The organism is uncultured Chryseobacterium sp., assembly GCF_936933875.1.
Taxonomy (GTDB): Bacteria; Bacteroidota; Bacteroidia; order Flavobacteriales; family Weeksellaceae; genus CAKZIK01.
Genome location: NZ_CAKZIK010000047.1, coordinates 1 through 19277, shown reverse-complemented (window position 1 = coordinate 19277; position 19277 = coordinate 1). Strand labels below are relative to the sequence as shown.

General features: G+C 36.9%; 18 protein-coding genes. 11 read left to right on the top strand and 7 right to left on the bottom strand.

Annotation, left to right across the window (positions count from 1 at the left end; translation table 11 throughout):
* Positions 1-355: 355 nt before the first annotated feature.
* The gene (folP, locus tag Q0252_RS07390) at positions 356-1195 is read right to left on the bottom strand and encodes a dihydropteroate synthase (protein ID WP_297984972.1); all 840 of its coding nucleotides are present in this window, start codon (positions 1193-1195) and stop codon (positions 356-358) included.
* Positions 1196-1416: 221 nt separating this feature from the next.
* Between folP and Q0252_RS07385 the strand changes: the two genes are divergently transcribed.
* From Q0252_RS07385 to Q0252_RS07360, 6 genes are all read left to right on the top strand, one after another.
* Positions 1417-1980, top strand: coding sequence for a DUF1599 domain-containing protein (locus Q0252_RS07385; RefSeq protein ID WP_297984970.1), 564 nt, complete (start codon positions 1417-1419; stop codon positions 1978-1980).
* A 122-nt stretch (positions 1981-2102) separates the two neighbouring features.
* Positions 2103-3182 (top strand): BT_3928 family protein, encoded by a 1080-nt coding sequence (locus Q0252_RS07380; protein ID WP_297984969.1) that lies wholly within the window; start codon positions 2103-2105, stop codon positions 3180-3182.
* 105 nt (positions 3183-3287) lie between these two features.
* Entirely contained in the window at positions 3288-3638 is a 351-nt protein-coding gene (locus Q0252_RS07375; RefSeq protein WP_297984967.1) for a TerB family tellurite resistance protein, read from the top strand.
* 135 nt (positions 3639-3773) lie between these two features.
* Positions 3774-4535 carry a triose-phosphate isomerase gene (gene tpiA / locus Q0252_RS07370; RefSeq protein ID WP_297984965.1) on the top strand — a complete coding sequence of 254 codons (762 nt, stop codon included), beginning with the start codon at positions 3774-3776 and terminating at the stop codon, positions 4533-4535.
* Between the two features lie 157 nt (positions 4536-4692).
* Positions 4693-5523, top strand: a complete 831-nt coding sequence (prmA, locus tag Q0252_RS07365; protein WP_297984963.1) for a 50S ribosomal protein L11 methyltransferase — start codon at positions 4693-4695, stop codon at positions 5521-5523.
* A 163-nt stretch (positions 5524-5686) separates the two neighbouring features.
* The gene (locus Q0252_RS07360; protein WP_297984961.1) at positions 5687-6445 is read left to right on the top strand and encodes a helix-turn-helix domain-containing protein; all 759 of its coding nucleotides are present in this window, start codon (positions 5687-5689) and stop codon (positions 6443-6445) included.
* A gap of 114 nt (positions 6446-6559) precedes the next feature.
* Here the strand turns inward: Q0252_RS07360 and asnB are convergent, their stop codons facing one another.
* Complete coding sequence (gene asnB, locus Q0252_RS07355; RefSeq protein WP_297984959.1) at positions 6560-8230, bottom strand: asparagine synthase B; 1671 nt, start codon at positions 8228-8230, stop codon at positions 6560-6562.
* Positions 8231-8793: 563 nt separating this feature from the next.
* Positions 8794-9999: a methyltransferase domain-containing protein gene (locus Q0252_RS07350; RefSeq protein WP_297984958.1), complete on the bottom strand. Its 1206-nt coding sequence runs from the start codon at positions 9997-9999 to the stop codon at positions 8794-8796.
* A 128-nt stretch (positions 10000-10127) separates the two neighbouring features.
* Here Q0252_RS07350 and Q0252_RS07345 point away from each other — a divergent pair, with 128 nt between their 5' ends.
* Positions 10128-10460, top strand: a complete 333-nt coding sequence (locus Q0252_RS07345; RefSeq protein ID WP_297984957.1) for a zinc ribbon domain-containing protein YjdM — start codon at positions 10128-10130, stop codon at positions 10458-10460.
* Between the two features lie 204 nt (positions 10461-10664).
* Here the strand turns inward: Q0252_RS07345 and Q0252_RS07340 are convergent, their stop codons facing one another.
* A complete protein-coding gene (locus Q0252_RS07340; RefSeq protein WP_297984955.1) occupies positions 10665-11603 on the bottom strand; it encodes a sulfate/molybdate ABC transporter ATP-binding protein in 939 nt (312 codons plus the stop codon).
* A 75-nt stretch (positions 11604-11678) separates the two neighbouring features.
* On the opposite strand from Q0252_RS07340, the gene Q0252_RS07335 reads away from it, so the two are divergent.
* Both Q0252_RS07335 and pheS read left to right on the top strand, forming a co-directional pair.
* Positions 11679-12341: a YceI family protein gene (locus Q0252_RS07335; protein WP_297984954.1), complete on the top strand. Its 663-nt coding sequence runs from the start codon at positions 11679-11681 to the stop codon at positions 12339-12341.
* 214 nt (positions 12342-12555) lie between these two features.
* Positions 12556-13566 (top strand): phenylalanine--tRNA ligase subunit alpha, encoded by a 1011-nt coding sequence (gene pheS / locus Q0252_RS07330; RefSeq protein ID WP_297984952.1) that lies wholly within the window; start codon positions 12556-12558, stop codon positions 13564-13566.
* Between the two features lie 128 nt (positions 13567-13694).
* Here pheS and Q0252_RS07325 read toward each other — a convergent pair whose 3' ends face one another.
* Both Q0252_RS07325 and Q0252_RS07320 read right to left on the bottom strand, forming a co-directional pair.
* The gene (locus Q0252_RS07325) at positions 13695-16115 is read right to left on the bottom strand and encodes a DUF5916 domain-containing protein (RefSeq protein ID WP_297984950.1); all 2421 of its coding nucleotides are present in this window, start codon (positions 16113-16115) and stop codon (positions 13695-13697) included.
* 106 nt (positions 16116-16221) lie between these two features.
* Positions 16222-16992: a DUF3108 domain-containing protein gene (locus Q0252_RS07320; protein ID WP_297984949.1), complete on the bottom strand. Its 771-nt coding sequence runs from the start codon at positions 16990-16992 to the stop codon at positions 16222-16224.
* Positions 16993-17134: 142 nt separating this feature from the next.
* Here Q0252_RS07320 and Q0252_RS07315 point away from each other — a divergent pair, with 142 nt between their 5' ends.
* On the top strand, positions 17135-18187 hold the full coding sequence (locus tag Q0252_RS07315) for an NAD(P)/FAD-dependent oxidoreductase (protein ID WP_297984947.1): 1053 nt from the start codon (positions 17135-17137) through the stop codon (positions 18185-18187).
* 86 nt (positions 18188-18273) lie between these two features.
* Positions 18274-18606 carry a 2Fe-2S iron-sulfur cluster-binding protein gene (locus Q0252_RS07310; RefSeq protein WP_297984946.1) on the top strand — a complete coding sequence of 111 codons (333 nt, stop codon included), beginning with the start codon at positions 18274-18276 and terminating at the stop codon, positions 18604-18606.
* 200 nt (positions 18607-18806) lie between these two features.
* Here Q0252_RS07310 and Q0252_RS07305 read toward each other — a convergent pair whose 3' ends face one another.
* Positions 18807-19235, bottom strand: a complete 429-nt coding sequence (locus tag Q0252_RS07305) for a hypothetical protein (RefSeq protein WP_297984944.1) — start codon at positions 19233-19235, stop codon at positions 18807-18809.
* Between the last annotated feature and the right edge of the window lie 42 nt (positions 19236-19277).

Genomic DNA, 19277 nt, shown 5'->3' with positions numbered 1-19277 from the left:
TTAAAAGTACAAAACCCTTTCAGAGTTCCAACCTCTGAAAGGGTTTTTTAAGTATGAAAAATAATTTGTTGTTTTGAATTATTGGCAAAGGCGCAACGTATTTTTAAACTGTTTTAATACTGAAAATCTTTTAAGGCGCAAGGAAAAGCTTCGCTTTTTTCAAGTTAAAAGTAAAAGAATACAGACTTAAATTTTTGACGACGTCAAAAAAGCTTTGCGCCTTAAAAACGTATTGATAAGTGTAGAACATCTTTGCGCCTTTGCGTTAAACCACGATTGTTGAGTTTGATAAAAACTTTGCACCGTCATTCTAAAGAAGAAAGAATCTTTCGCTCCGAACAACAGCTGCATTTGATTAAATATATTTAAAAAACTTGTCAAGTGTCCTCTTCGCAGAAGCCACATCATGGACCCTTAAAATTTTGGCTCCTTTTTCTAAAACTTTCAGATGAAGTTGCTGCGTTTCTTCATCAATGTCCAAAGGATTTTTTCCTAGAGGCTTGTAAATAAATGATTTTCTTGAAATCCCCACCAAAAGCGGATATTTTCCAAAACTGATGTGTTGCAGTTCATCCATCATCTGATGTTGCTGTTCTACCGTTTTTCCGAAACCAAAACCCGGGTCGAGAATAATATCTTTCACCCCGAAATTTCTTAAAACTTCAATTTTTTCAGAAAAATAGCGGTTGATGTTCAGAATAATATCTTCCTGAATATTTTTTTCATGCATCGAATCGTAAGACGGATTCACGTGCATTAGAATGTAGGGAAGTCCGGTTTCGGCAGTGGTTTTAAGCATTTCTTCGTCGTATTGTCCGCCAGAAATATCGTTGATGATATCCATTCCTTCATCAAAACAATATTTTACAGTTTCTGCATAAAAAGTATCAACAGAAATTAGCACTTTGGGAAATTCTTTTTTCATTTTTGAAATCACTTTTCCGATTCTTTCGATTTCCTGGTTTGCCGTTAAATGTTCTGCTCCGGGTCTTGTGGATTGTGGACCTATGTCGATAATTTCAGCACCTTCCAAAATCATTTTTTCTGCATGTTTCAATGCATTTTCTTCACTATTGAATTTTCCGCCGTCCGAAAAAGAATCGGGAGTAAGATTAAGAATTCCCATAATTTTTGGGGCGGAAAAATCTACGATTTTTCCGCGACACTTCATAGTATTGAAGGAAGTTTCATTCATCCTGTAAAAATACAAAAACCATCAAATTCTTTGAATCACAAAAGGCACAAAAGTTTTTCTGAAGAATAAGACTTTACTCATTTTTTAAGAAAGCAAAAGTCTTATGCTCAATTTGTCCAACTTTTACACAGCATTATTCTTTTGTGACTTTTGTGGTTTAATGAACGTGTATTTTTGTGGTTTTGCCTTAAATCAGTACCTTTGAAACGTTAAGAAAAGTTATGCAGAAAACATCAGTACAGTTCGACGAAATCATCAAAAACTGCCGCGATTTGTTCAGTAAAAAACTGACGGATTACGGCGCTTCTTTCAGGGTTTTAAGAACACCTTCACTTACAGACCAAATTTTTATCAAGGTAAAAAGTTTGAGAAATTTTCAGATTTCAGGCGTTTCGAAAGTAGGAGAGAGCGAGGAAGAAAATTTTGTGGCGATTGTGAACTATTCCATTATCGGTTTAATTCAGCTCGAGAAAGGTTTTTCTGATACTTTTGATGCTAACCGCGACGAAATTTTGAAGCTGTACGATAAATATGCAGCAGAAGCAAAAGCTTTAATGGAGAAAAAGAACCATGATTACGGCGAAGCTTGGCGTGAAATGAGGGTTTCATCGATTACGGATTTAATTTTCCAAAAAGTTTTGCGTACGAAGCAGATTGAAGACAATCAGGGAAAAACTTTGGTGTCCGAAGGTATGGACGCCAATTATTTCGACATGCTGAACTACGCCGTTTTTTCTCTCATCAAACTTTCCGAGGAAAAAGAATTTGAACCGAAGTTTGTGTAAGGGATGTTGGATGCTGGATGTAGCAACTTGGAGAATATCTGAATAACATTAAATTAAAAATAAACAAAAATTAAAGGTGTTGAATGGAAAACTTCGTGCTTCCATCTTCCCGCTTCTAAACCATGAAAAACATTTTACGAATTATCATCGCCCTAATTTTTATCGCTTCCGGATTTGTGAAAGCAGTAGATGTTGTGGGATTTTCCTTTAAACTGGAAGAATATTTTGCGCCGGACGTTTTCAATATGCCTTTTCTTGAAAAACAGGCTTTACCAATAGCGATTTTTGTCGTAGCGCTGGAATTGATTCTCGGTTTTATGCTTTTATTGAAATTAAGATTGAAATTTACATTAACTGCTTTGATTGCGCTATGTGTATTCTTCGCTTTCCTCACATTCTATTCGGCGTATTTCAATAAAGTGACAGATTGCGGTTGTTTTGGAGATGCAATAAAATTTACGCCGTGGCAAAGTTTCATTAAGGATATGATTTTGCTTTTCGGTTTGATTATTTTGTGGTTTTTAAACCGAAAAAATTGGGATGATTTGTCAGGCTTGAAGATGAAAAGAATTGCTCTGGCAGTTTTCGCTTTCATAATGACTACGGTTACTGCACACGGAATTTTGCACGAACCGTTAATCGATTTCCGTGATTATAAAATCGGAACAGATTTAAACTTAGAAAAGCAAAAAATTGCAGCAAATCCTTCCCAGTACAAAACATTCTACTCGCTGAAGAATTCAAAGACAGGAGAAGTTTTGGTAGTGAATCAGGACGATTATGTGAACGATAAAAAATATTGGGAAGAAGGTTCTCCATGGAAAATCGAAACCGGAAAAGACGAAACCAAACTTGTAAAACAAGGCTACGCTTCAGAAATTTCAAAACTGAAACTGGAAGACAACAACGGAAACGATTATACGGACAGAATTCTTCATGCCCCAAAAGCCGTTCTGGTTTTCTCTTACGCTCCTTTAAAAGCAGACCAAAATTTGATTGCAAAAACAGAAGCAAAGCTTAAAACCATAAAAGACGCCGAAATTTTTGGAGTTTCAACTAATCCGAATACTTTTAAAACAATTAATAATGTGGTGATGGACGGAACTGCCATTAAAACCATTGCGCGTAGTAATCCTTTTGTTTTAACTTTGCAAAACGGTAAAATCTTGGACAAACAGTCTGCAAAAGATTACATAAAGTAAAGCTCGAAACTTATCGTCTAAAAACAATAATTGTCACTCTGAGCGAAGTCGAAGAGTCTAAAAGAAAATCAAACTACTTCAAATAAAATCAAACCAAAAATAAAGATGCAAAAATCAAATAAATCAATCGCAGGTTACCATCTCCTAATGATCCTTTCTTCTGTGGACGGCGAATTTGCTCCCGAGGAAGGAATGCTGATTCAACAATACTTGGCAGATGAATTTCCGTTTAAAATGAATCTGGATAACGAGTTAGAAACTATTGCGCTGCTTCAGCCTGAAGATTGGAAAGACCACTTTGAATTTCACGCACAGTGCTTTTTGGAGGATTCTACAGAAGCAGAAAGAAAATCTTTCGCAAAATTCGCGAAGTCTCTCATAAAAGCAGATGATGAAGTAAGCGATAAAGAGCATACCTATTACCAACTGCTGAAAAATATCTGGAAGCAGGATTAATTTGTCAATAAGTGAATGGTGAATTCACTTCGCTTGTCATTTTTTTTGCTTCAAATGTCACTCTGAGCGAAGTCGAAGAGTCAACTTTATCAAACCAAATCAAACTCAATTCAAACAATTTCAAACCCAAAAGAAATGAGAAAAAATATCGTAGCCGGAAACTGGAAAATGAACAAAAACGTCATCGATGCACAGCAATTGATGTTTCAGTTATTGGAATACAAAAAAAATAACGCTACCAACTGCGAAGTGTACATCGCACCACCGTCACTATATTTAATGATGGCAAAAGACATTTACGAAAACAACGAAATCGGCGTTTTCGCACAGGACATGAGCGAACACGAAAGCGGCGCTTATACAGGCGAAATTTCAGCAGATATGTTGGAATCCATCGATGCAGACGGTGTTATCATCGGACATTCCGAGCGCAGACAATACCACGGCGAAACAGATTCTCACTGCAACAGAAAAGTGAAATTGGCTTTAGACAAAGGTTTAACACCAATTTACTGCAACGGCGAAACGTTGGAGCAGCGCAAATCCGGACAACATTTCGAAGTGGTGAAAAATCAGACCGAAGTGGCGCTTTTCACGCTTTCTGCGGACGAAATCAAGAAAGTAGTGATCGCTTACGAACCGGTTTGGGCCATCGGAACCGGCGAAACTGCAACTCCGGAACAGGCGCAGGAAATCCACGCGCACATCAGAAGTTTAATCGCCAACAAATACGGTCAGGAAGTTGCGGATGAGGTTTCCATCCTTTACGGAGGTTCTGTGAAGCCAGATAACGCGAAAGAAATTTTCTCTCAACCCGATATCGACGGTGGATTAATCGGTGGAGCAGCCTTGAAAATCGACGATTTCGCAAAAATTATCGAAGGATTTAATTCTTAAAATATTTGGGGCGTGTCCCTTGCCAAAGCTTTAGCAGCAGCGTCGGGTCGCTACGTCCGTTACAATCTTTCTTTTTGCGCGGCGGCGAAGCCGCCGCGCAAAAAGAAAGGATTTTCACTACCATCGCTCACGCAAACTGCGTCAACAAAACAAAAAAATGAACAACTACCTCGAATTCAACTTTAAAATCACTCCTCTATATCCGTGGAACGAAATTCTCATGGCAGAACTCATCGAAATTGGTTTCGACAGTTTTACGGAGGAAAACGACGGGATTTTGGCGTACATTCAGAAAGAACTGTATAACGAAGCAGAGCTTAAAGAAGTTTCCCTGCTCAACAATCCTGAAGTTCAGGTAACCTACACCTTTTCCGAAATGCCGAACATCAATTGGAACGAAGAATGGGAAAAAAACTTCGACCCAATTAATGTGGACGATAAAGTTTTGATTCGTGCAGAATTTCATGAAGCCAACCCCAATTTTCATGAAATCGTTATTCAGCCCAAAATGTCTTTTGGAACCGGACATCATCCAACAACGCATTTGATGATTCAGCAAATGCTGGACATGGATTTGGAAGGAAAAACAGTTTTGGATATGGGTTGCGGAACATCCGTTTTAGCTATTTTTGCCAAACAAAGAGGAGCGGGAAGAACCGTTGCGATTGACATTGATGAATGGTCGGTAGAAAATTCAAAAGAAAACGCTGAAAGAAATGAAGTAGAACTCGATATTTCTCAGGGAACTGCAGAAAATTTAGGCTCCGAAAATTTTGATATCATTTTAGCGAACATCAACCGAAATATTCTCATTTCCGATATTCCAACTTATGTAAAAGTACTGAACAGTGGTGGCAAACTGTTGCTTTCAGGTTTGTGCTTCTTCGATGTGGACGATATTTTGGAAGTTTGCAATGCACAAAATTTAACGCTTCAGAAAAAATTACAGCGTGAAGAATGGGTTTCTTTGTTGCTGGAAAAATCTTAAGAAGAAATATTTCAATAACAATTCAATAAAAAAATCAGAACAGCTCCGCCGTTCTGATTTTTTTTATACACTTTTTCAAAGTTCAAAATCTTTGTAAAAGTTTTTCTTTAGATGTTCTTTTTTATATCAAAAACATTTATATTTGTTGTTATAAAAAATAGCAATGTCAGTTTTAGCAGATAATATGAGATATCTTCGCGCAAAGCTTAACCTGTCGCAGCAAAAGGTTGCAGACAGTTTATTGATTACGCGGGGAAGATATGCAAAGTACGAAGACGGTGCTTCGGAACCACCAATTATGATGCTGATGAAGATTTCCAAATACTATAAAATCAGTATCGACCTTTTGGTTTCTGTGGATGTTCGGAAATATTCATTGGACGAAATCATCAAACTTCCGGACAACAGAATTGTGCTTCCGATAAAAGTGGACAGTTACGGCGAAAATAAAATAGAAATTATTCCGCACCGCGCTCAAATGGGATATTTAAGCGGCTATTCCGACCCGGAATATATCGAAGGTTTGCAGACGATTTCGCTTCCGTTTCTGCGGAACGGAAAATACCGTGCGTTTCCGGCAAGTGGAGATTCTATGCCACCTTACAACGACGGAACTTTTATCGTGGGAAAATACATCGAAAATAAAGACGATTTAAAAACCGGAAAAACCTACATTTTCATTACCCGAAATGATGGGATTGTTTACAAAAGATACGCTCAAAAAGGAAAAGCGGGAAGTATTGTAAGTTCAGACAATCAGTTTTATGCGCCTTACGAAATAGAGTGGGACAATGTTCTGGAAATTTGGGAATTTGCATGTAGCATCAACACAGAAGAAATTGAACCCGTCAGTTTCGAATACCGGAACATCAAAAGTATGTTTGAAGAACTTCGGAAAGAAATCAAAAGCATTTCAAAATAAAACAGCGGCGAAAATTTTTCGCCGCTGTTTTTCTATATCATTTAACCTTAATCAAATAACTTTTTAGAATAATTGCAAATTGACAATTCACCATTCACCATTCACAATTGACTATTAATAAGAGTCTTCATGCACCGAAATCACCGCTCTTCCACTTGGGTCGTTCGCATTTTTGAAGGCCTCGTCCCATTCCAAAGCAATTGGTGTAGAACAAGCCACTGAAGGGACAGAAGGAACGGTTGCAGCTGCAGTTTCGCTTGGGAAATGCTCTTCGAAAATCGTTCTGTAACGATATTCTTCTTTGTTTTGAGGCGTATTTAAAGGGAAACGGAATTTCGCATTCGCCATCATTTCGTCAGTGACTTCTTTTTCAGCAACTTCTTTCAAAGTATCAATCCAGGAATAACCAACACCGTCAGAAAACTGTTCTTTTTGTCTCCACGCAATATTTTCCGGCAACATATCTTCGAAAGCCTTTCTCAACAACCATTTTTCAATCCTTGGTTCGTGGCTTCCTACCATTTTATCCTTCGGATTTACCGTCATCGCAACATCCATAAATTCTTTATCAAGGAACGGAACACGTCCTTCAATTCCCCAACTCATCAAAGCTTTGTTTGCTCTCAAACAGTCATATAGGTGAAGTTTGTTCAGTTTTCTTACGGTTTCGTCGTGCAAATCTTTTGCAGTCGGCGCTTTGTGGAAATACAGATAACCTCCAAACAATTCATCAGAACCTTCTCCTGAAAGTACCATTTTAATTCCCATCGATTTAATGACTCTCGCCATCAAATACATCGGCGTGGAAGCACGGATTGTAGTAACATCGTACGTTTCCAAATGATAAATCACGTCGCGAACTGCGTCCAAACCTTCCTGAACGGTAAAATGAATTTCGTGGTGAATAGAACCGATGTAATCTGCTGCTTTTTGCGCAGCAGCCAAATCCGGAGAACCTTCCAAACCTACGGCAAAACTATGCAAACGTGGATACCACGCTTCCTGAGTATCGCCGCTTTCAATTCTGTTTCTCGCATATTTTGCAGCGATTGCAGAAGTAATTGAAGAATCCAAGCCTCCGGAAAGCAAAACACCATACGGAACGTCGCTCATCAACTGTCTATGAACCGCAGCTTCCAAAGCTTCACGAATTTTTTTGATGTCAGTTTCGTTGTCTTTTACTTTTTCGAAATCTTCCCAATCTCTTTTGTACCACTGCTGAAGTTCGTGACCTTCTTTGCTGTAAACATAATGTCCCGGTAAAAAAGTTTCAATGGTTTTGCAAACGCCTTCCAAAGCTTTTAGTTCGGAAGCCACATAATAGTTTCCACTTTTGTCCCAACCGTGATACAACGGGCAAATTCCCATGTGGTCACGCGTAATTAAATATTCATTTTTCTCTGTGTCGTAAATAGAGAAAGCAAAAATTCCGTTCAGTTTATCGATAAAATCTGCTCCAAATTTTTTGAAAAGTGGAATAATGACTTCACAATCCGATTCGGTTTGAAACTGATATTCCGGAAATTCTGCACGAAGTTCGCGGTGGTTGTAGATTTCGCCATTCACGGCCAAAACAATTTTTCCGTCGGTTGAAAAAAGTGGCTGTTTACCGGAAGTAGGGTCCACAATTGCCAATCTTTCGTGAGAGAATATAACTTTTTCATCCTGAAAAACACCGCTCCAATCCGGACCGCGATGACGAATTTTTTTAGACATTTCCAAGACCTGTGGTCTTAAAGTTTGGGTTTCCTGTTTTGCATCAAACAAACATACAATTCCGCACATAGCAATAAGTTTAAAGTTGATGGTTTAAAGTTGGAATTTTAAACCGTATTCTGTTTTTAATTAATTTTCTTTTGCAATGATAAAGCCAAAGTTTATAAAATAAAAATAAATTTAATTAAATAAGAAAAATATTCTAAAATTAATTTTTAAATAGGAAAAATTTAAGTTAAAATTGAAATTTTATAGTTGATGGCGAATTTTTTTTAGTTAGAAAATGAAATTGCCACGAATGCACGAATAATTTTCTGCTTCCTTTAACTATGAAACTCAACCACAAAGTTTATCATCCTATGTTTACAATAGTGATAACTTAAATTATTAATCTAATAGCATGACACAAATGCTGTTATGACTTTTACTTAAATTAAATAACTTAGTACAAATCAACGCAAAAACGCAAAGAATTTTTTAAATGAATTAACTTGTAAGGAGCAAAGGCGTTTCACTTAGTAAAGTTCTCTATTCAAAAATTTGCTTCATCCGTACGATCTGCGAGAGCATTAATCAAATCTGTGAAAATTCGTGAAACTTTAATTCGACTAAGTCAAATCTGTGAGAAACAATTATGCTTTTCTTTCAATCAGCGCCATATAAAATCCGTCGTAGCCTTCGCTCGGCATAATTTTTTCGTCTTTAACCAATTTAAAGTCCGCATTTTTTTCTAAAAATGTTTCAACCTGACCATTGTTTTCAGAAGGAAGGATTGAGCAGGTTGCGTAAATCATTTTTCCGCCTTTCTTCAAAATTTTTGAGTAATCCTGAAGAATCTGCTGCTGTTCACCTTTAATTCTGTCAATAAAATCTTGGTCGATTTTCCATTTGGAATCCGGGTTTCTTTTCAAAACTCCAAGACCGGAACAAGGTGCGTCAATCAACAGTCTGTCTGCTTTCTCGTGCAGTCTTTTGATGACTTTATTGTCGGAAATCATGCGGGTTTCAATATTGTGAGCTCCGGCTCTTTTGGCGCGGCGTTTCAGTTCTGCTAATTTCCATTCGAAAATATCAAGCGCAATAATTTGACCTTTATTTTCCATTAAAGCTGCCAAATGCAAAGTTTTTCCACCGGCTCCTGCGCAAGCGTCCACAACACGCATTCCGGGTTCAACACCTAAAAATTCGCCTATTTTTTGCGAACTCGCATCCTGAACTTCAAATAAGCCTTCCTTAAAAGCCGAAGTTAAGAAAACGTTTTTCTTTTCCTGAAGTTCTACCGCATCAGGATAATTTCTGATGGTATGACTTTCCACATTTTCGTGCGCCAATTCTTCCATCAAATGTTTTGCAGAAGTTTTCAGTGTGTTAGCACGAAGTACCGTCGGTGCCTGTTCGTTCAAAGCATCCATTTCTTTTTCCCATTTCGGGCCGAGTTCTTTTTCCAAAGTTTCAGCCAACCATTCCGGTATGGAATATTCAATTGCTTTTGTAGGAACAGTTCCTTTTTTCAGCTTGGTTAAAACATCCGCGATTTTAATACCGTCGAATTCCTCAAATTTTTTGTAGTGCGTTTTGCTCCACAAACAATAGGTAATAATGAGCTTGTAAATGTTTGACGGTTTTACACCTTCTCCCATATAATATTCCAGACGTTTTTTCCAACGGATAATGTTGTAGAAAATTTCGGAAACCACGGCTCTGTCCTGGCTTCCCCATTTACGGTTGGCTTTCAGAAGTCGCTCTATCACTTTATCGGCGTACTTATTTTTCTCAAAAAAAGTTTCCTGTAATGCGTCGTGTATTCCTATGAGTAGATTTCGGTGTATAAGTTCCATTTGGGAGATTTTAAATTTTGAATTTTAGATTTTGAATGCTAAAACTTTGCAAAAATACGGTTTTTAAAAATCAGTGACAATCTATGAAATCTGTGGGAAATAAATACCTTTGCAAAAACGAATAAACAATGAGCGATTTAATGCCTTGCCCAAAATGTGGCTCCGAATATACTTACGAACAGGACAATCTTTTGGTTTGCAGCCAATGTTTCCATGAATTTGACCCTGCAGAAGTAGGCAGTGCTGATAAAGTTTTTGATTCTAACGGGAACGAACTTCAGAACGGAGATTCTGTAGTGGTGGTGAAAGATTTGCCGGTAAAAGGTGCGCCAAAACTTGTAAAAGCAGGAACTAAAGTGAAAAATATCCGTTTAAGACCAGATTCCGACCATAATATTGACTGTAAAATTGATGGTTTCGGTTCTATGGCTTTGAAATCGGAGTTTGTGAAAAAGGCTTAGAAAGTTTGGGATTGCTTCGTCATTCTTCCTCGCTATGACGCATAAAAAAAGGAAAAGTTCAGTCAGGGTTCTTTTCAAAGACTTGGTTGCAATACATGCTAATTTCGTCTTAAAGGCAGAAAGAGAATTAACCAAAAATTTCCTTATGTGGAGAAACAAAGTTACCCAAATTTTTCCAAAATGTATGCCAAAAATTTAGGAATTTTATGCAGAAAAAATCACTTTTTCGGTATCGCTTAATTTTTTGGTAGAGTAGAGGACGAAAGGAACTTCATCAACGGAAATTCTGTTCCAGTAATGACTTCCCGCGAATCTGCTTTCCAGAACTTTGGCCGGTTTTCCGTTTTCTGAAAGTTGAATTTCGTTAGGATACCAAAAGTTTTTATTCAGATCTAAAGCATTTTTCTGTTCATCGGACAGAACATTCACTTCGCCAAAAAGTTTCGCAACATATTCGTTGTACGGGAATCTGTAGGTTTCTTCGGGATTGTCGTTCTGAATCAATCTGCCTTGCTGAAGTACAATAATTTGATCCAACCATGGCATCACTTCTTGAATTTCATGCGTAGAAATAAGTAAAGAAATATTTTTTTCTTTTACGTAATTGAAAAGCCTTTCGCGAAGTTCAATTTTCCTGGAGAAATCTATGTTGCTGAAAGGTTCGTCCAATAAAAGTAATTTAGGCATTACGGAAAGTGCTCTTGCAATTGCAACACGCTGCTGTTGTCCACCGCTCAAATATTTTGGCTTCACATCAGCAAATTCTTCCATCCCAACAACCTGCAGCAATTCATCAACTTTTTGCTTTTTTTCCTGAAGATTAATGTTCGAAATAAATTTCCCCACATTGTCTGCAACCGTTGCGTAAGGCATCAAATCATAATTTTGTGCCACCAACTTCATTTCGGCTTCTCCGGGAACTATATTTTTCTTCGGTCCGAAAATTTCTTTTCCGTTAAAAATAATTTCACCCTGTTGCCAATCCAATAATCCGTAGATAAGGCTTAAAAGTGTAGATTTTCCGCAACCGCTTTCGCCTGCGAGTGCGATAATTTTACCTTCATCAACCTTGAGGTTAAGATTTTTAAAAAGCGGTTTTTCGGGAGAATATGAAAAAAATAAACTGTTCAGTTCTAAAAGCATAATGCAAAAATAATATTTTTGATTTTATAACGAATTTTTTATTAAATTAGCACAAGTTAATTAACACACAATTTAATGAAGAAATTTATCAGCACAATTGTGCTTTCGTCAGTAGTTTTAGGAGTAGCTTTGGTTTCGTGCGGAAAAGACAAACCTCTTACCAGCGAAACTTCGGAAGTAACTACTAAAAAAGACGGAAATGCATACCAGGTTGATACTTTGAACAGCAAAATTGAGTGGAAAGGTTATAAAGTTGTAAAATCCGACAATACAAGTCATTTCGGGACTATTAAACTTGAAAGTGGCGATGTAACGGTGAAAGATGGAAAACTGGAGAGCGGCAAATTTGTTGCAGACATGACTTCTTTAACTTCAGTTGATTTAAAAGATGACGCTGAACAGCTGAATAAGTTAAACGGTCATTTGAAAAGCGGCGATTTTTTTGAAGTGGAAAAATTTCCAACGGCTTCTTACGAAATCACAAAAGTATCGGAAAATACGACGGGTGGAGATTATAATACTGTTTTAGACGGTAATTTAACCATCAAAGGAATTACAAAACCGGTTCAGTTTAATGCCAATGTTTCTGTAAAGGAAGGTGAAGTGAGCATTGCGACAGAACCAAAAGATATTAACCGTGAAGATTTTGGAGTGAAGTTCCAAATGCCTGTTGCAAACGGTGTTATCAAGGATGAAGTGAATCTTCAGATTTTGGTAAAAGCAGCAGAAAAAAAATAAATGCAAAAAAAACTTTACTGAAAAGTTTAGCATGTTATTTGAATAATTATATTTGTCGAAAGACAGTTTGGAAAATAAAAATAATTTTTTTATTTAAGTGTAATAAGTGATAAAAGTAAAGGCTCGATTTTTCGAGCCTTTGCTGATTTTTAGGGTTTTCGTTTTCCTAGAGATTTTTAAAGTCGTACTTTTGCATTTCACAAGACTATACAGGATGTTAGAAAAGATTGATGAATTATTGGTGGAAGTAGGAAACTTCAGCGCTACCGGTAAAGATGAAATTGAACAGTTCAGAATAAAATACAATGGTAAAAAAGGTATTCTGAATGATATTTTTGCGAAATTCAAAGACGTACCGAACGAACAGAAAAAAGAATTCGGGCAGAAAATTAATACTTTGAAGCAGGCTGTTGCTTCCAAACTGGAGGATTTGTCTGCTGCAAATACATCCAATCTTATTATAGAAAAAGAAGACCTTACCAAACCTGCTTTTCCGCTTGATTTGGGAACTAGACATCCGATTAATTTGGTGAAAAATAAAATTATCGAAATCTTCAAATCTATTGGTTTTGCTGTTGCAGACGGACCTGAAATTGAAGATGATTGGCATAATTTCACGGCATTAAATCTTCCGGAATATCATCCGGCAAGAGATATGCAGGACACTTTCTTTATTGAAACCAATCCGGATATTTTGTTAAGAACCCATACTTCTTCGGTACAAATCCGTTATATGGAAAACAATGAACCGCCGATGAGAATTCTTTCTCCGGGAAGAGTTTTCCGTAATGAGGCGATTTCTTCGCGTTCGCACTGTATTTTCCATCAGATTGAAGGGTTGTATATCGACGAAAATGTAAGTTTTGCAGATTTGAAGCAAACAATTCAGTTTTTCACAACAGAACTTTTCGGAAAATCAAAAATAAGAATGAGACCTTCTTATTTTCCTTTCACAGAGCCAAGTGCAGAAGTGGATGTTTATTGGGGACTCAATTCTGAAACCGATTACAGAATTACGAAAGGAACAGGCTGGCTTGAAATTATGGGTTGTGGAATGGTTGATCCTGCAGTTTTGCAGAACGTAAATATCGATGCAGACAAATATTCCGGTTATGCTTTCGGAATGGGTATCGAGAGAATCGTCATGTTGCTGTACCAAATGAGCGACATCCGAATGTTCTTCGAAAACGACATCAGAACTTTAGAACAGTTTAAATCATTATAAAAGAAAAGGAGCGAAATTTTTCGCTCCTTTTTTTGGTTCAAAGTTTTTGGTTCAAAGTTTTTGGTTCAAAGTTTTGAAATTCACCATTCACCATTCACCATTCACCATTGACAATTCATCATTAATCTTTACCCTTTCTTCAGCCAATGCTTCATTCTGTTATAGTCCAGGAAATAGGTGATTTTCAGTGAAAGATTGTTCAGCTGAGGTTTTCCAAATAAATAATCAAAATTATCTTTAAACTTGGGGTTTGGAGCTTCTAAATAGCTGTCCATTGCGTTTCTGTAAAGCAAAGTAAGCTGACTTCCCGGTGCAAACCACCACGAATAACGCAAATCGATATTCCAGAAGTTATACGTTCCATCGTGATTTCCCGTGTAAGAACTTTCAGAGCGGCTTCCATCAAGATCAAGTTTTTGGAACTTTAAATAATCAACAGAAGAATAATAATGTCTGAAAGAAAGATTTAGCGACATTTTTTCATTGAAAGTATAAGTAGAAGAAAGTCCGTTCACAAAAGTATTTCGGTTGCGGGTTCCCATGATAATATCGGAATCTGTCTTGGTTGCAAAACCAACATCATTTCTGTAAATATCGTAATCGAATTCGTATCCAATAGAAAATTTGTCGGAGAAACGGTAACGCGTGTTCCATTCGGTAACGTAACGCATTCTTCCGCTTTCGTCATACACGTAAATTTCTGTAAAACCGCCGTAAGCTAATTTTTTTCGGTCATCGGAATTGTAGAAAATCCACGGATTTACCATGATTGGAACATCAAGGTGTCTTCCAAATTCGCGCGGTTCGAAAATATCATTAGATCCAAATGGCTCCACCAAAAGTCCTAAACCGAAGTTCTGAAATTTTTTGTTCTGCAATTCCAAATTTTGATGAATACTGAAATTATTGAACAAAGAAGTTTGCAATCGGTTGAGTAAATTGACCTGGGCACGGTAATTTAAAACATTCAGGTTTCCGCGTGGTTTCAGGTAACGGTAATTGTAAAATCCGTAATAGTTGATGAAGTTATTTCCGCCGGTGTAACCCAAATCGTCAATGTCATAACCTTTTGTTTTGAAATTAACATTTCCTCCGAAACGGTTTTTCCCTGAAATTTTGTTAAAGCCTAACAGCGCGGAAGTTCCGTATTTCATATCCCCATCATTCACGATGCTTTCTTTCAGTTCTCCGAAATAATTATAGGTATTTTTCTTGTTTCCGATTTCGAAAAGTGCGGCTGTTACGTTCGCGTCGCGGAAACTTCCGTCTCTTGTAACATTCGTGTTGACTAAACTTACCGATGAGTTGTTTTTAAATCTTTGGTCCAGAACAAATACGTTGTAATTCGCCCAGGGTTCTATAACGGTTTTGCGGATTTCTCCCGTTAATTTATTTTGAATGGTGGTTTCGGCTTTTTCTGTAACGCCGTTAAATAGACCAATTCCCAATCCTTTCGTTGTTCTTCCGGAAAGTTTTACAGCATTGAAAAGTTTAACTTTTTCGGGTTGTTCAATAATTTCTTCATTGTCGGCAGCTTCAGCAAATTTTGAAGGATTTCCTCCCACTCTTCGGGAATAAAACAGCTGCCCTTTGTTGAAAAGCTCAGTTCCTTCTGTGAAAAAAGAGCGGTTTTCCTCATACTGTTGTTCAAACGGACCCAAATTAAGAACAGCATTATCAAAATTCGCCTGTCCGAAATCGGGAATCAAAGTTAAATCTAAAGTAAAAGCGTCATTCAAACCATATTTTAAATCCATTCCACCATTAACGTTCATTGTTGTTTTTCCGTCGTAATTATTCAAATAGGTCGAAAAATAGGGCAGGAATGAAAGTCTTGTAGGTGTTTTAATATCGGAAATCCCGTTCAGAATTCCGTCGTAGTACATGTAGTTCGCTTTTTTGCTGTCAACGAAATTCCAGGTTACATTTTGGTTGGTTTTCTGAATAATTCGCATAAAATTAAGTCCCCATTTCTGTTCTTTTTGCTGCGGGAAACGCAGTTCGGAGTAAGGGATTTTTACTTCCGCTGTCCAACCTTTATCATGAATTTTCACTGCAGAATACCAAACTGCATTCCAAGAAAAATCATCGTTTGCATTGAAGAAAATTTTCGCATCTGCCTGAACTCCCGAAGCCTGAATAATGAAAAATGCACCCTGCTGTTTGTCGTTATAACCGTTGATGGTAATTCCAAGCCAGTCGTCGTTTCCGATATTGTCACGTTCAACCAGTTCTTTTTTGATATTTTCGGGGTTGGAATCCAACATTTCTGCAGCGAAATAAATTCCGGTATCGTCGTAAAGGATTTTTATTTTTGTTTTATGATTTTCGGGTTCAGGTTTTCCGTTGTCGGGATTTCTTTCAACAAAATTTTGTGCTATTTCCGCATTGTTCCATACTTCTTCATCAATAATTCCGTCAATTTTTATGGGAGCTGAAATTCTTTGCGCTGTTATCTGTTTTCTTGCAATATCATCATCATCAGTTTCCTGGGCATAAAAAAACTGAGTTATGATGATAAAAATAATGCAGGATAGTTTGAGTTTCATAGTAGTTTTTCCTTTTCAATAAGGGACAACAAAGAAACGCAATTTATTACATCGGTAACAAAAAAAACCGACATAAGCCGGTTTTAATATATTGTTAATTACCAATCTATTTCGTGAATTTTATTGGCGTTTTCAGGTTCTTGAAATTTTCCAAATCCGCTTTCAAAGAGCCAACAGCAAGACTTGCTTTAATGGATAACGGAACGTGGTTCGCATCATTGGTAACCCACATCGTCACACTTTCGTTGTCTTTAAAAACACGGCCGCTTTTTACAGACGGAATAATTTTAAGAGCATTCACTGTTCCGAATTTTGTTTTTAAATTTTCTGTACCGGTAACTTTCAGCTGAAAAGGAAACAGTTCATCATCAATCCAAACATTCATATTAATCACGCTTCCCACTTTTAATTGTTGAGGTGAAAGCGCTCTTAAATAATAAAAAGCAGAAAGCATATCCTGGACGCCTTTTACAGATTTAATGACTTTCGAACCGTTTTCTTTGTTTTTTTTATCAGTAAGAATCAAAGTTTGATTATCGTGATTGAAAACAGTTTGCAAATGTTGGCTATAACTTCCTTCCTTAACGTTTCGAACATAATAACTCGGTAAACCTGTACTGAGGTTGATAAAACTTTCGTAAACATCATCCACTTTGAAAAAAGCTTTCACAGCACCGCTTGTTCTACCAACACCTCTCACATAAAAATGCGGAGTTCCCTGATAACTGGTTTTAAGTGTGGTTAAAGTTGCTGTACCTGCATTTAAAAGGCCGTAGTGAATTCTGTAATTCAAAACCTCACCGGACTGAATTTTGTCCAGCTGTGCAAATCCCAGCGTAAATAATAGTATTGAAATAAAGCTTAAAATCTTTTTCATGGTTTAGTTTTTTACAAAAAATCTGCCAAAATACTCGGCTGTTACTCACAAATGTAAGCTTTATGTGATAAATCTCACAGTATCGTTCATCTTAAATTTTGTATTTTTGCCGTTCACAAAATTAATTCAGTTACACTTTCTTATGATTACCACGGACTTATTGATTATTGGAGCAGGACCAACCGGACTTTTTGCAGTTTTTGAAGCGGGACTTCTGAAAATGAAATGCCACATCATCGATGCACTTCCGCAACCTGGAGGACAATTGGCTGAGTTGTACCCGAAAAAACCAATTTTTGATATTCCGGGTTATCCAACGGTGAATGCAGGAGAATTAGTTGATAATTTAATGGAGCAAATCAAGCAGTTTCAACCCGGATTTACTTTGGCAGAAACCGCAGTAAGTTTGACGAAAGTTGATGATGAATGGTTCGAAGTAATAACCAACAAAGGAACTGTTCACCGTGCGAAAGCAGTAGCCATTGCTGGAGGTTTAGGGACTTTTGAACCAAGAAAACCTGAGCTTGAAAACATTGCGCAGTACGAAGAAAACGGTGTTGAATATTTTGTGAAAGACCCGGAACATTTCAGAGGGAAAAAAATTGTGATTGCAGGAGGTGGAGATTCCGCTTTGGACTGGTCGATTTTCCTTTCAAATGTGGCAAGTGAAGTCACGTTGATTCACAGAAGAAATGAGTTCCGTGGCGCTTTGGATTCTGTTGAAAAAGTTCAGGAATTGAAGAATCAAGGTAAAATTAATTTGATTACACCGGCAGAAGTTAGAGCAATTAAAGGAGACGGACATGTTTCTGCGATTACAGTGGATAAAGAAGGCGAAATTAAAGATATTAAAACAGATTTCTTTATTCCTCTTTTCGGTTTAACGCCAAAGTTGGGCGACATCGCAAACTGGGGTCTTGACATTGAGAAAAATGCCATCAAAGTAAACAATGCACTGGATTATCAAACCAATATTGAAGGAATTTACGCCATTGGAGACATTAATAGTTATCCAGGAAAACTGAAACTGATTTTGTGCGGTTTCCACGAAGCAACTTTGATGTGTCAAAGCGTTTACCAGCGACTGAACCCAGGCAAAAAATACGTGTTAAAGTACACAACCGTTTCCGGAGTTGATGGTTTTGATGGAAGCCGAAAAGAAGCTGAAAAAGCTGTTGTTAAAAAAATTGATTAAAAAAGTGGTATGTTTGATGATGGGTGCAGGATGTTAAAATTGCTCTGTCTAAAATCACCCATCATCAGACACCCAAAATTTATAAAATGAGCGATATTAATATTAAAATTACCGACAGGGAAGGAGTGACGCACGATTTGGTGGCGCCAACCGATATGTCGATGAATTTAATGGAAGTAATGCGTTCCTACGAATTGGCAGAAGAAGGAACTATTGGTGTTTGTGGAGGAATGGCGATGTGCGCTTCATGTCAGGTTTACATTATTTCCGGTGCTGAAAAATTGGAGGTAATGGGCGATGAAGAAGATGCCATGTTGGGCGAAGCTTTCCACGTGAAAGACAATTCGAGATTAGGATGCCAAATCCATATTACAGAAGAAATTGAAGGTTTGGAAGTTGAAATGGCTCCGTATCCTTAACAAAAGAACCAAGTAGAAAGAGTCATTTTTTAAAAATATAAATCCCGATTTTTTCGGGATTTTTTATAATTAGCTTATGTGTAGTCCTAAAATTTTAGCTACTTCTGCGGATATTATTAACAGAATTCTTAAAAATAATCTTCAAACGCGTTTTTTGCAAATAGTAATTTAGCAGAAGTGTTTTTTTAACCTAGTAAGTTTTATTTGTTTTCTGCTGCATTTATAAATTCTAGTTCCTTGGCTTTGTCATTTTCGCACGGGTTTTTAATTACTCTCATTTTTTTTGATTCATTCATATTTATTGTTAACATTTGATATTTTATATTGTTGATTTCCCAATCCCAAAGAATATAATTTTCATTATTTTGATTTAAATTGGCAGTGAAAAATATAGTACTTCCTTTATTATCTTTTGCATAGATTAATTTTTTATTTTCCTGTTTTTTAAATGAATTTATTAAATATATTGCTGGTTCTTCTATTTGAGAATAATATTTAATTTCTTTTTCAGTAATAATCAAAAAAGGAGTTTCTCCATCGCAAGGTTTATAAATTAGAAAACCATTTTTGTCTTTTTTAATTTCAATCCATTTTCCATATAAATCTTCTTGATTATACCTGTTGTGCATTTAGCACAAATTAACTTTTAATTTGTTTAAACTTCTCTTGAA